This window comes from Micromonospora sp. NPDC005205 (assembly GCF_040608275.1).
Classification (GTDB): domain Bacteria; phylum Actinomycetota; class Actinomycetes; order Mycobacteriales; family Micromonosporaceae; genus Micromonospora.
In genome coordinates this window covers 72272-84970 of the sequence record NZ_JBEXHV010000021.1, presented here as the reverse complement: position 1 = coordinate 84970, position 12699 = coordinate 72272, and the positions used below count along the sequence as shown (strand labels likewise).

The 12699-nt window shown below is 72.6% G+C and carries 10 protein-coding genes; 7 read left to right on the top strand and 3 right to left on the bottom strand.

What is annotated here, in order from left to right; translation table 11 throughout:
* Nucleotides 1-15: 15 nt before the first annotated feature.
* Nucleotides 16-693: a GPP34 family phosphoprotein gene (locus ABZU43_RS28355; protein ID WP_355009487.1), complete on the top strand. Its 678-nt coding sequence runs from the start codon at nucleotides 16-18 to the stop codon at nucleotides 691-693.
* Between the two features lie 165 nt (nucleotides 694-858).
* On the opposite strand, the gene ABZU43_RS28350 is transcribed toward ABZU43_RS28355, so the two are convergent.
* Together ABZU43_RS28350 and ABZU43_RS28345 are read right to left on the bottom strand one after the other, a co-directional pair.
* The gene (locus ABZU43_RS28350; protein ID WP_355009486.1) at nucleotides 859-2523 is read right to left on the bottom strand and encodes a phospho-sugar mutase; all 1665 of its coding nucleotides are present in this window, start codon (nucleotides 2521-2523) and stop codon (nucleotides 859-861) included.
* A 48-nt stretch (nucleotides 2524-2571) separates the two neighbouring features.
* The gene (locus ABZU43_RS28345; protein WP_355009485.1) at nucleotides 2572-4641 is read right to left on the bottom strand and encodes a serine/threonine-protein kinase; all 2070 of its coding nucleotides are present in this window, start codon (nucleotides 4639-4641) and stop codon (nucleotides 2572-2574) included.
* A 206-nt stretch (nucleotides 4642-4847) separates the two neighbouring features.
* On the opposite strand from ABZU43_RS28345, the gene ABZU43_RS28340 reads away from it, so the two are divergent.
* Together ABZU43_RS28340 and ABZU43_RS28335 are read left to right on the top strand one after the other, a co-directional pair.
* Nucleotides 4848-6431: a methylmalonyl-CoA mutase family protein gene (locus tag ABZU43_RS28340; RefSeq protein ID WP_355009484.1), complete on the top strand. Its 1584-nt coding sequence runs from the start codon at nucleotides 4848-4850 to the stop codon at nucleotides 6429-6431.
* Between the two features lie 483 nt (nucleotides 6432-6914).
* Nucleotides 6915-8174 (top strand): amidohydrolase, encoded by a 1260-nt coding sequence (locus tag ABZU43_RS28335; protein ID WP_355009483.1) that lies wholly within the window; start codon nucleotides 6915-6917, stop codon nucleotides 8172-8174.
* On the opposite strand, the gene ABZU43_RS28330 is transcribed toward ABZU43_RS28335, so the two are convergent.
* Entirely contained in the window at nucleotides 8131-9093 is a 963-nt protein-coding gene (locus ABZU43_RS28330; protein ID WP_355009482.1) for a DUF4349 domain-containing protein, read from the bottom strand. The genes ABZU43_RS28335 and ABZU43_RS28330 overlap by 44 nt on opposite strands.
* A gap of 93 nt (nucleotides 9094-9186) precedes the next feature.
* On the opposite strand from ABZU43_RS28330, the gene ABZU43_RS28325 reads away from it, so the two are divergent.
* From ABZU43_RS28325 to ABZU43_RS28310, 4 genes are all read left to right on the top strand, one after another.
* The gene (locus tag ABZU43_RS28325) at nucleotides 9187-9819 is read left to right on the top strand and encodes an MBL fold metallo-hydrolase (protein ID WP_355009481.1); all 633 of its coding nucleotides are present in this window, start codon (nucleotides 9187-9189) and stop codon (nucleotides 9817-9819) included.
* A 4-nt stretch (nucleotides 9820-9823) separates the two neighbouring features.
* A complete protein-coding gene (locus ABZU43_RS28320; protein ID WP_355009480.1) occupies nucleotides 9824-10807 on the top strand; it encodes a hypothetical protein in 984 nt (327 codons plus the stop codon).
* Between the two features lie 104 nt (nucleotides 10808-10911).
* Nucleotides 10912-11646 (top strand): hypothetical protein, encoded by a 735-nt coding sequence (locus ABZU43_RS28315; RefSeq protein WP_355009479.1) that lies wholly within the window; start codon nucleotides 10912-10914, stop codon nucleotides 11644-11646.
* A 62-nt stretch (nucleotides 11647-11708) separates the two neighbouring features.
* Complete coding sequence (locus ABZU43_RS28310) at nucleotides 11709-12668, top strand: GNAT family N-acetyltransferase (RefSeq protein ID WP_355009478.1); 960 nt, start codon at nucleotides 11709-11711, stop codon at nucleotides 12666-12668.
* Nucleotides 12669-12699 lie beyond the last annotated feature (31 nt).

Genomic DNA, 12699 nt, shown 5'->3' with positions numbered 1-12699 from the left:
CTACCGTCTCCGGCCATGACTGGTGTTGCGCTCGCCGAGGAGTTGCTGCTCCTCGCCTACGACGACACGACCGGCAAGGCGACGATGCCACGGATCAGCCTGGACCTGGGCATGGCCGCCGCGGTGCTGGTCGAGCTGGCCCTGACCGGCCGGATCGCGTACGCAGACGGGTCCCTGGCGGTGATCGACCCGACGCCCACCGGCGAGCCGTTCAGCGACGATGTCCTCGGCCGGATCGCGGCCGACACCCCGCACAGCCCAGCGTCCTGGGTACAGCGTCTGCGGCACGGCCTGCGCGACCGGATCCTCGCCGACCTGTGCCGGCAGGGCGTCGTCCGGGACGTCGACGAGACCGAGCTGGGCTTCATCCACGTGCACCGTTACCCGGTCGTGGACACCTCCGTCGAGGCGGAGACCCGGCAGCGGCTGGCCGAGGCGCTGACCGGCGCGGCAGCCCCGGACGAGCGGACCGCCGCGCTGGCCACCCTGGTGGTGGTGCTCCGGATGGAGTCCGCGCTCGGGGTGAGCGGCGAGGCCGCCGCCGACGCCCGCCGCCGGCTGACGGAGATCGCCACCGGCGCCGGGTTCTCCGGCGAGGTGAGCACCGACGACTCGGTGGTCCGCCCGTCGGTCGGCCTGGTCGTCGCCGCCCTGGCCAAGGCCGTCGACCAGGCCCTCGGCAAGCGCGCCTGACCGTCGAAGCCAGCACGCCCCTGCCATCCTTTGCTCTGCACCCGAAGATGCACCACGAGCAGCCGGCGTCTGGCGACCGCCGCATGTCGGCTCCCCGATGGCACCTGGCGCATCCGCGGGTGCAGAGCAAAGGGAACGTGCTGGGCGGACGGGTCCTTCGCGGCGTCAGATGCCGAGAGCGGCGCCGACCTCGGCCCGCAGCCCGACGACCGCCTGCGCCGCCCGGCTGCGGGCCGCCGGGACGTCACCATCCGAGACCGGCTCCACCACCTCGAGGTACGCCTTGAGCTTCGGCTCGGTCCCGGACGGGCGGATCACCACCCGGGCCGCCGCGGTCCGCAGGATCACCACGTCCGACTCGGGCAGCAGGTCCCGAACGCTGTCCACCGGCTGCCCGAGCAGGGTGGCCGGGGTGGCCGCCCGGATCCGGGCCATCGCATCGGAGATGACCCGCAGGTCGTCCACCCGGGCGGAGAGCTGGTCCGTGTGGTGTACGCCGAACTCGGCAGCCAGCTCGTCCAGCCGGTCGGTCAGCGTGCGACCCTGCGTCTTCAGGCCGGCGGCCAACTCGGCCACTGTCAGCGCGGCGGTGATGCCGTCCTTGTCCCGGACGTGTTCCGGGGCGACGCAGTAGCCGAGCGCCTCCTCGTAGCCGAAGACCAGCGGCGCGCTTCCTCCGCCGGCCCGCACGATCCACTTGAAGCCGGTCAGCGTCTCGTCGTAGGGCAGGCCCCGGGCCGCGCACATCGCCCGCAGCAGTGACGACGACACGATGGTGGTGGCGTAGAGCCCGGTCACCCCCCGGCGCATCAGGTGATCGGCGAGCAGGACGCCCACCTCGTCGCCCCGCAGCATCCGCCAGCCGTCGCGGTCCCGGACGACCACCGCGCAACGGTCGGCGTCCGGGTCGTTGGCGATGGCGAGGTCCGCACCGGTGGAGTCGGCCAGGGCGATCAGCCGGTCCACCGCACCCGGCTCCTCCGGGTTGGGGAACGACACTGTGGGGAACGCCGGGTCCGGCTCGGCCTGGTCGGGCACCACCCCGGGGGTCGGGAAACCAGCGCTGGCGAAGGCGGCGGTGAGCACCGCCGCGCCCACCCCGTGCAGGGGGGTGTACGCCACAGTCAGGTCCCGTGGCCCGTCCGGGTCGATCACCGCGGTGGCCCGTTCGACGTACGAGGCGACCAGGTCGTCGCCGAGCACCTGACCCGGCTCGCCCAACGGCACCTGGGCCAGCGGCCCGACCGATCGGATGGCGGCCTCGATACCGGCGTCGGCGGGTGGCACGATCTGCGCGCCGGCGCCCAACTCGCCGCCCAGCTCCGCGCCGAGGTAGACCTTGTAGCCGTTGTCCTGCGGCGGGTTGTGGCTGGCCGTGACCATGACGCCGGCGACACCGCCGAGGTGCCGCACGGCGTATGCCAGCACCGGGGTGGGCAGCGGGCGGGGCAGCAACAGCGCCGGGCGGCCAGCGCCGGTCGCCACCTGGGCCGTGCGCTCGGCGAACTGCCGGGAGCCGTGCCGGGCGTCGTACCCGATCACCAGGGGACCGGTGCCACCCTGGGCCGCGAGCCAGGTGACCAGGCCGGAAGCGGCCTGGGTGACAACGGCGAGGTTCATCCCGTTCGGGCCGGCGCGCAGCGGGCCGCGCAGGCCCGCCGTGCCGAAGGTCAGCGGGCCGGCGAACCGGTCGGCCAGCTCGGGGCCGCTCGCCGGGAGACCGTCGAGCACCGCCGTCAGCTCGTCCCGGCTGGCCGGGTCGGGGTCGTCGGCCAGCCAACGCCGGGCTTGCTCGCGAATGTCGTCGATGTCAGTGCTGTCCGCCGCCATGCCCCTTGATAGCACGGCGACGGATCACCCCTGTGGGTTCCCTCCGGCTCAGCCGTTCCCGGTGAGCTGGAACGTCCGTGCCATCTCGTCGAAGATCGCCTTGCTCTCCGCGAACTTGGCGTCCGTGGCGGTGAGGTAGAACGAGTACGCCTTGCCGTCCTGCGCGACTCCCCGCCAGACACCGTGCCGCATCGCGTCACCCGCGCCGCAGGTGTACTCGAATTCGGCTGCCGGCCTGCTGGCCAGTTCGGTCTCCGTGGAGGAGATCTGGTTGTACGGCTTGACGCAGGAGGTGCTCCGGGTCTTGAGGCCGTTCTCGGCCGTCTCGGCCCACCGGACGGAGCTGCTGGTCCACTTCTCGGTGATGATGCGGACCTTGCGGCCGCTGTCGGCCGGGTCGATGTAATCGGTGTACGAGCCGCCGGTGGACTTCTTCCAGCCCTTCGGCACCATGACCTGGATCCCGCGGGCCGTGTGCTCCTGCATTTCGACGGTGGGAGCCGCCGGGGCGGCGGTGGTGGGCTGCGCGGCAGGGGTGCTCGGCGGGGCGTCGTCGCCGCCGGAGAGCGCCACCGCGGTGAGCAGCAGCACGACGACCAGGCCGCCGGCCGCGGCGAGCTGCACCTTGCGCGGCCAGCCCTTGACCGTGGTGACGAGCTGACCTCCGGTGGCCCTGGCCTTGTCCAGCGCGCTGCCGCCCGAAGCGGCCGGCGTGGTCGCCCAGGGCTGGCCGGTGCCCGGCACCGACCACTGGTTGCCGCCGCCGTAGGTGCCGCCGACGCGCTGGGTGGCCTCCGGTGCTGCGCCGCCGTACCCGACCTGCTGGGTGGCATCGGCCGGGCTGCCGTAGCTGACCCGCTGGGTGGCGTCGGGGTGCCCGCCGGCGTCCACCCGCTGGGTGGCGTCCGCGTTGCCGCCGTAGGTGCGCCCGGCCGCCGGTCGGCCCGTCGTCGGCATCGCGCCGGTCGGCGTGTGCAGCGGGCCGGCCAACGCGTCGGCGCTGGTCTCGTCGAGACCCCCGGTGGTGCCGGCCGGGCGAGCTGCCGCCTGCGGGCGCTCGCCCCGGCGCAGCGAGGCCAGCCGGTCGGTCAGGGACTCGCCCGGGGCCAGCATCGCCTTGCCGCCGATCTGGCTGTCCGGCTTCGGCTCCGGCTGGGGCGGCGGCAGGACGGGGATGGGGCGCTGCTGCACCGGCACCACGGCGTACGGGTCGGTGACCGAGTGCACAGCCGTCGCCGTGCTGCCCAGCGGGCCGGCGAGCAGCTCGCGCAGCATGGCCCGGGAGGTGTGCACGTCGAGTCGGCGCGCCGGGTCCTTCTCGAGCAGACCCATCAGCACCCGGGTCAGCGGGCCGCTGCGCTGCGGTGGGGCGGGCGGGTCCTCCACCACGGCGTGCATGGTCTCGATCGGGTCGCCCTTGTCGAACGGGGGGCGCCCCTCGACAGCGGTGTAGAGCGTCACACCCAGCGAGAAGAGGTCACTCGGCGGCCCGAACTCCTGGCCCATGGCCCGCTCGGGCGAGATGAAGTGCGGTGAGCCGAGCACCATGCCCGGGGTGGTGAGCTGCACGTCGGTGGGCATCCGGGCGACCCCGAAGTCGGTCAGCACGCAGCGCCCGTCGGTGCAGATCAGCACGTTGGCGGGTTTGACGTCGCGGTGCAGCACGCCGATCGCGTGCGCGACCTCCAACGCGCCGAGCAGCGCAATGCCGATCTTGGCGACGGCCCGGGGCGCGACCGGCCCGTCCTCGATCACCATGTCGGCGAGGCTGCGGGCGTCCAGCAGCTCCATCACGATCCACGGCCGGCCCGCCTCGGTGACCACGTCGTACACCTGCACCACGGCGGGGTGCTGGATGGCGGCGGCGGCGCGGGCCTCGCGCAGGGTGCGTTCGTACATCGCGTCGCGGTCGCTGGGGGCCAGCCCTGGGGGCAGGACGACCTCCTTCACCGCCACGTCACGGCGCAGCAGGGTGTCTGTGGCGCGCCACACCGTGCCCATGCCGCCGTTGCCCACCGAGGACCGCAGCGAGTACCGGTCACCAATGGTGGTGCCGGGCGCCGCTCGTCCGTTGGCGGGACTGACTGGTCCGCCGCTCCACGTCGGGATCTGAGTCACAGAAAAGCCACCGGGGGAAATCGAGGGGGGCTGGGACACAACCCCCCTATCTTGCTGGTTCCGACGCCGGATGCGAAAGCCGACGCGGCGGACGTTTGTCGAAGTCGACAGAACGTGCCCTGTCGTTCACCTGCTGTCGACCGCTCGGGACGCACTGTGCGGTATCCCTCACCCGACGACGTGGCCGGGCGTCCTACCATCCGGGGATGAACCAACGGCGGTCAAGTGAGTCCGGTTTTCCGATCAACGGCGTCTACACGGAGGCCGACCTTCCGGAAGAACTGGACTCCCGGCTCGGCAGCCCGGGCGAGTTTCCGTACACCCGGGGTGTCTACCCCACCATGTACACCTCCCGCCCGTGGACGATGCGCCAGTACGCCGGCTTCGGCACCGCCACCGAGTCCAACGCGCGGTACCACCAGTTGTTGCGGGCCGGCACGATGGGCCTCTCGGTCGCGTTCGACCTGCCGACCCAGATGGGCTACGACTCGGACGAGCCGATCGCGCACGGCGAGGTCGGCAAGGTGGGTGTCGCGATCGACTCCATCGAGGACATGCGGCTGCTCTTCGCCGACATTCCACTGGACAAGGTGTCCACCTCGATGACCATCAACGCGCCCGGTTCGGTGCTGCTGCTGCTCTACCAACTCGTCGCCGAGGAGAACGGGGTGCCGGGCACGGCGCTCAACGGCACCATCCAGAACGACATCCTCAAGGAGTACATCGCCCGGGGGACGTACATCTTCCCGCCGAAGCCGTCGCTGCGCCTGGTGGCCGACACGTTCGCGTACTGCCGCAGCGAGGTGCCGAAGTGGAACACCATCTCCATCTCCGGCTACCACATGGCGGAGGCCGGCGCGACGCCCGCGCAGGAGATCGCGTTCACGCTGGCGAACGGGGTGGAGTACGTGCGGGCGGCGCTGGCCGCGGGGCTCGCCGTCGACGACTTCGCGCCCCGGCTGTCGTTCTTCTTCGTGGCCCGCACCACGCTGCTCGAGGAGGTGGCGAAGTTCCGCGCTGCCCGGCGGATCTGGGCTCGGCTGATGCGTGACGACTTCGGCGCCAAGGATCCGAAGTCGATGATGCTGCGGTTCCACACCCAGACCGCGGGCGTGCAGCTCACCGCCCAGCAGCCGGAGGTGAACCTGGTTCGGGTGGCGGTGCAGGGTCTGGGCGCCGTGCTCGGTGGCACCCAGTCGCTGCACACCAACAGCTTCGACGAGGCGATCGCGCTGCCCACCGAGAAGGCGGCCCGGCTCGCGCTGCGTACCCAGCAGGTGCTGGCCTATGAGACGGACCTGACCTCCACCGTCGACCCGTTCGCCGGGTCGTACGTGGTGGAGGCGATGACCGCCGAGATCGAGGCCGCCGCTGTCGAGTTGATGGAGCGGGTGGCCGACCACGGCTCGGCGGTGGACGCGATCGAGGCCGGGTTCCAGAAGCGGGAGATCGAGCAGTCCGCGTACCGGATCGCCCAGGAGATCGACTCGGGGGAGCGGGTGGTGGTCGGGCTCAACCGGTTCACGGTGGACGAGGAGGAGCCGTACGAGCCGCTGCGGGTCGACCCGACGATCGAGGCGGCCCAGGCCGACCGGCTGGCCCGGTTGCGTTCCGAGCGGGACGCTGACGCGGTGGCACGGGCTCTCGCCGATCTTCGGGCCGCCGCCGAGGGTACGGAGAACGTGTTGTACCCGATGAAGGAGGCGCTGCGGGCCCGGGCGACAGTGGGTGAGGTCTGCGGGACGTTGCGTGAGGTATGGGGGTTGTACCGCCCCACCGACCGTTTCTGAGCGTCCAGCCGCGACTGCGTGCCTCGGGGCGCGCCGCGACTGCGGCCTCGGGGCGCGGTGTGTCCGGCGCTCTCAGCGGGTATCCGGTCGGTTGAGCCGGGACGCACACCCTGTGCGCCCACGGCGGGTGGGTGCATGTGAGCGTCCTTTATCCGGCTCGTTGCGCTGTGTGGTCGGCTAATTGTCGGAGTGTCAGTTCATCACCCCGACTAATGCGACAATTTGGCAACGGGTCTCCGACTGTCGACCGGGATTCGGGACCGCCGCGACCGGTTACGCGTTGTAGGAGGTGAGGGGCTGATGACGGCATTCGACCGTGATCTACCTGCTGTCCCCCACCTTGACGAGCGGCCCCAGCAGGGCATACGTGACTCTGCGCGGTCCGATCATTACCGTAACGAGGTTGCGCAGCGTCACCGTCGGAGGTCTAGGCTGTCTGCTGTCCCCGATGATCCATCCATTCCTAGTGATCGAGAATTCGACGTGACGAGTGCGTTGACGCTGCCCACGAGTGGCCAGCTGGCGTCGTCCTGGCCGGAGACGCCACCGGGATCCGAGCCCCTGCCCCGCGAGCTGGACCACCTTCTCGCGCTCCGGGTACCGGGGCTGATCGCTACGCGCCGTCACCTCCACTCGCACCCTGAGCTTTCCGGCAACGAGTTCGAGACGGCCGCGCTGATCGCCCGGGAGCTGTCGCTGGCCGGGCTGAGCCCGCGCCTGCTGCCCAAGGGCAACGGCGTGATCTGCGACGTCAACGGCAGGCCGGACGGCCCGGTCGTGGCGCTGCGCGCCGACATCGACGCGCTGCCGCTGGACGACCCCAAGGACGTCCCGTACCGGTCGACCGTGGAGGGCGTCTGCCACGCCTGCGGGCACGACGTGCACACCTCGGTCCTGCTCGGCGTCGGCATGCTGCTGGCCCAACTCGCCGACCTGGGTGAGCTGGACGGTCGGGTCCGGCTCATCTTCCAGCCGGCCGAGGAGATCCTGCCCTGCGGTTCGCTGGAGGTCATCGAGGCCGGCGGCCTGGACGACGTGGTGCAGATCTTCGCGCTGCACTGCGACCCGAACCTGCCGGTGGGCCAGGTCGGCCTGCGGGTCGGCCCGATCACCGCGGCCGCCGACAACGTGACAGTCCGACTCTCCGGCCCGGGCGGGCACACCGCCCGCCCGCACCTGACCGTCGACATGGTCGACGCGCTCGGTCGGCTGATCACCGAGGTGCCGGCCCTGGTCAGTCGTCGGGTGCCGGCCAACAGCGGCCTGCTGCTGGTCTTCGGCCACGCCTCGGCCGGCACCCGCTACAACGTCATCCCGTCCGAGGCGAGCGCGTCCGGCACCCTCCGGGTGATGGATCGCGACACCTGGGAGAAGGCTCCCAAGATCGTCGCTCAGGTGGTGCGGGACGTGATCGCGCCGACCGGTGCCACTGTCGACCTGGAATACCTGCGCGGCCGGCCGCCGGTGTGCAACGACGCCCGCGCCATCCAGGTGCTGACCGCCGCCACCGCCGCCGCCCTCGGTCCGGACGGGATCGCCGAGACACCGCAGAGCATGGGCGGCGAGGACTTCTCCTGGTACCTGGAGTACGTCCCCGGCGCCCTCGCCCGGCTCGGCGTGGGTCGCGCCGGCCCCAACGTCGACCTGCACCGGGCGAGCTTCGACGTGGACGAGCGGTCCATAGCGGTCGGCGTCCGCGTCATGGTGCAGACCGCGTTGCGGGCACTGGCGGCGGCGCGCTGACCGGCGCGACCAGAGCCGAGGGCTTGCGCCGTCGGCGCAGCACCACCAGCAGCGCCACCAGCGGTACGCCCAGCGCCACCAGCCACGGCAGCAGTGCGCCCAGCACCGTGAGCAGGACGGTCATCGAGACGACGAACGCCTTCCAGCCGCCCCTGAGTCCGACGAGGAAGCCGGTCTCGGCCTTCTCCTCGGTGTCCTTCGCCGCCGGCCCGGCCAGCGACACGGTGATCGTGGAGAGGGCGGTCAGGTCGGCCAGGCGTCGCTTCTTGGCTTCCAGCGAGGCCAGGTCGGCCTCCCGTCGACCCAACTCGTTCTCCAGCGACACCAGGTCGGTGATCGAGGTGGCCCGGGACAGCAACCGGCGGGCGCTCTCCACCCGGGCTCGCTGACTGGTGATCCGGGCCTCCAGGTCGACCGTTTCCTCGGTGACGTCCTGAGTGTTGATCTCCCGGCTCTGCTGCCGACCGAGCTTCGCGATCTCCTCCACCACGCCGGTGAACTTCGCCGCCGGCACCCGCAACTCCAACTCCGCCACCGCGTCGGCGTCGGCGCTGTGCCGCTGGTCGCCGCCGACGAAGCCGCCGGCCCGACCGGCCGCGGCGGTGGCCTCGCGGGCGGCAGAGTCCACATCGTCCACCTGCACCCGCATCTTTCCGGTGTAGATGATCGCCCGCTGGTCGACCCGTAGGTCGGGTGCGCCGGCGCCAGCCCCCTCCGGTGCGCCCGCGGCGGCGTCCCGGTTCACCTCACCGCCGTTGGCGGCTGGCGCCTCGGCCGCCGTGCCCGCGCTGTCCTGCGCCCCGCTGTCGCCGGCTCCGCACCCCGCCAGCGCCAGGGCCGCCGCCAGTGTCGTCGCCGCCAGCAGCGCACTGCGGCGTCGTCCCACCTGTCCGTCCATCCCCGCTCCCATCGTCGTCAACCGGTGTGGCGATAGCTCGGACGCGACGCGCACACCGGCTGGTTCCGGCAGACTGCGCTGAGGACGTCACGATTCGATAATCGAGGAGTCACGATGCGGCTCACCAAGTACGCCCACTCCTGCCTTCGGGTGGAACACGACGGGGGAGTGCTCGTCGTCGACCCCGGGGTGTTCAGCGACGCGGCGGCGGCGCTGGACGGTGCGGACGCGGTGCTGATCACCCACGAACACCCCGACCACCTCGATCTGGCAGCGGTGCGCCTCCAACTCGACCGACAGCCGTTCCCGATCCACGGGCCCGCCTCGCTCGGCGAGGCCCTGGGCGACGCGGCTGACGTGCTGCGCCCGGTCAGCGTCGGTGAGTCGTTCACCGCCGCCGGGATCGCCGTGCGCGCGTACGGGGGACGACACGCCGTGATCCACCCCGACATCCCGGTGGTCGACAACCTCGGTTACCTGATCAACGACGTGGTCTACCACCCGGGCGACTCCCTGGTCGTGCCCGAAGAGACCCCCGTCGACACGCTCTTCGCGCCGATCCACGCCCCCTGGTCGAAGTTTTCCGAGGTGGTCGACTTCATCCGCGCGGTCGCGCCGCGGCGCGCGTACGCCCTGCACGACGCGTTGCTCAACGACAAAGGGCTGGGCGTGCTCGACAGGCAGTACACAGCGCTGTCCGGCACCGAGTACCAGCGACTGGAGCCCGGTAGCCGGGTGGACGTCTGACCCGATGCCCGGCCTCTCCGCGGAGCTGGTGCAGCAGCTCTACCGCACCCCACCGGACCGGTTCGTGGCCGCCCGGGACGCCGCTGTGGCCGAGGCCCGCCGGGCCGGCGACGCGACCACCGCCCGGCAACTGGCCCGGCTGCGTCGCCCGACCGTGGCCGCCTGGTTGGTGAACCTGCTCGCCATCGGACGCCCGGAGCTGGTCGCCGATCTGGTGCAGCTCGCCGACGCCCTGCGAGTCGCCCAGCGTGAGTTGCGGGGGCCCCGACTGCGGGAGCTGTCAGCGCAACGCCGGGCGGTGGTCGGCGCCCTGGTCGCCGAGGTTCGCAAGCTCGCCGCGGCCGAGCCGGACGCGCCACCGGCGAGCCGGCTGCCCCTGGCCGAGGTGGAGGCGACGCTGAACGCGGCGTTCTCCGACGTCGAGGTCGCCGAGCAGGTGCGGGCGGGCCGCCTGCTGCGGGCGGCCAGCTACGCCGGCTTCGGTGAGGTGCCCCGGCCGCAACTGCGACTGGTCACCGACGATGAAGAGGAGCACGAGGAGGAACGCCCGGCCCGCCGACCCGGCCCCCAACGGGGCCGTCCCGAGGCGGCACCCCGTACGGACCGGGCGGCCGAGCGTGCCGAGCAGGCCGAACGGGCCGCACAGCGAGCGGCCCGAGCGGAGCGGGCCCGGCAGCGCCGCGCCCTGGACCGGGAGTTGGCGAAGGCCCAGGCCGACCAGGAGCGGGCGGAGACCGAGCTGACCGAGGCGACCGGGCAGGAGCGCGACGGTGTGGCCGTACTCGATCGCCTTGAGGCCGAGTTGGCCGAGCTGGAGCGGCGGCGCGCGGTCGCCGAGCAGGATCTCAGCCGGGCCAAGCTCGCCCGGCGTGCCGCCGAGCGGGCGGTCACCGTGGCCCGGCGGCGCGCTGGTGAGGTCGAGGCGGCGGTCGAGGCGCTGGCGGCCGAAGAGGGGGATGCGGACGCGGGCGGTGGCGCGGCAGACTGAGCATCGATGGACGACGACGAGTGTGCGCGCCGTACACGGCGAGTGGCCCCGGGTCGGGGCGTGGTCGTGGTCGCCGGGCCGGGTTGCCCGAGCGGGGCGGCGCGGTGACTCCGGAGCAGGTCGCCGCCGCCAGTAAGCCTGTCGTGCTCGACCTGGGCGACGCCTTCAGTCGGGACCCGACCACGTTGCGCCGGGCCCGACTGCTCGGCATCTCCGGCTGGGCCTTCTACATCAGCGGCCGGGCCGGCGCGCTCGGCGGTGTGCGGGCCGAGACGGCCGCCGCCGCCCTCGGGTTCATCGCCCCGGACGCGGTCGCCGACGGTTGGGACGCCGCCGCCCGGGTCGTTGCGCCGTTCGAGGTGGCCGCCGCGAGCCTCGCCGAATGCTGCAGGTGGGGGGCGCAGCAGCTCGGCCCGCTGCCCGGCACCGAGCGCCTGTCGGTGCTCGTCGAGCGGGCGGTGGCGGCGGCGGAGGCCAGTGGGATGCCGCTCTTCGCCGCGTGGCGGGCCATGCCGCTTCCGGATCTCTCACCCGGGGCTCGCAGCGCCGCCGGGCTGCGGCTGCTCCGGGAACACTTCACCGGCGCCTACCTGCTGGCGGTACGCGCGGCCGGGATGACCCCGCTGGAGGCCGTGCTGTCCGGGCCGGAGGGCGAGGCCGGGGCGGTGGCCTGTGGCTGGCCGCCGCCGTACCCGCCGATCGGGCCGTTGGTGCGCCGCCGGCTCTGGGCGGAGGCGGTGACCAACCGACTGGCCGCGCCGGCGTTCACGGCCCTCGGGCCCGCCGACGGCGCGGAGTTGGTGGAGTTGCTGCACCGCACCCGGGTCGACCTCGGCTGAGCCTCCCGTCGGCCGGAAAAATGGGCGGCGTCGAAGCGGATCGGCTGCCAGGATGTCCTGCCGTGACCCTTCCCGCTGGTTGGACGACGCGCCGACCCACCCTCGACGACGTGCCGGAGATCCTCGCGGTGGTGCACGCCGCCGACACCTTCGCCATCGGTCATCCCGACTTCGACGCCGAGGACGTCGCGGCGTCACTGACCGCCCCCCACTTCGACCGGACCCGGGACTCCTGGCTGGCCATCGACCCCGACGACACGGTTGTCGGCTGGGCGACGGTGGACAACCCGACCGGGGTGGGCCGGGAGTTCGTGGAGGTCTACGTCGATCCGGTACGGGCCGCCGCCGTCCGCACGCCGTTGCTGCTGCGCCAACTGGACCGCGTCGCCGAGCGCGCTGCCGAGCGGGGGCTGCCGTCACTCACCGTCCGCTGCGCGGTCTTCGCGCCGGAACGTGACTGGGAACACGCCCTGCGCGGGCTCGGGTTCGCCCTCGTCAAGCGGTACGTCCGGATGAGCCGGCCGCTGGACGACCTGCCTGACGAGCCGGCCGGGCCGTCGGCGGTGACGGTGCGGTCGGTCCGCCCGGACGACGAGACCGATCTGGTGGAGTTCCACCGGATCTACGAGGACGCCTTCTGCGACACCCCGGACCACGAGCCGCTGTCGTACGAGCGGTGGCGGGCCCGGATCGGCGACCTGACCGCCTGGGACGAGTGGTTCGTCGCCGAGGTGGACGGGGTGCCGGTCGGCGCGTTGCAGTCCTCGGACCAGGCGCTCGACCAGCAGTCGGGTTGGGTGAAGAGCCTGTCGGTGCGGTCCGCGTACCGTCGCCGGGGTGTGGGTGCGGCGTTGCTGCGCCGCGCCTTCGCCCGCTACGCCGAGAAGGGGCGGCGCGCGGTCGGCCTGGGCGTCGACCTCACCAACCCGACCGCCCCGCTGTCGCTGTACCGCTCGGTGGGCCTGCGGGAGACCCAGTGGATCGACATGTACGAACTTTCCGTGCCGGCGGCCGGTGTGTGATTGACGACCCCGGTCCGGCCCGACCGGCGCC

What these genes read in the sequence shown, in the direction of transcription:
- ABZU43_RS28355 (WP_355009487.1), top strand. Translation starts at nt 16, where the DNA reads ATGACTGGTGTTGCGCTCGCCGAGGAGTTGCTGCTCCTCGCCTACGAC.
- ABZU43_RS28350 (WP_355009486.1), bottom strand. Translation starts at nt 2,523, where the DNA reads ATGGCGGCGGACAGCACTGACATCGACGACATTCGCGAGCAAGCCCGG.
- ABZU43_RS28340 (WP_355009484.1), top strand. Translation starts at nt 4,848, where the DNA reads ATGAACCAACGGCGGTCAAGTGAGTCCGGTTTTCCGATCAACGGCGTC.
- ABZU43_RS28325 (WP_355009481.1), top strand. Translation starts at nt 9,187, where the DNA reads ATGCGGCTCACCAAGTACGCCCACTCCTGCCTTCGGGTGGAACACGAC.
- ABZU43_RS28320 (WP_355009480.1), top strand. Translation starts at nt 9,824, where the DNA reads ATGCCCGGCCTCTCCGCGGAGCTGGTGCAGCAGCTCTACCGCACCCCA.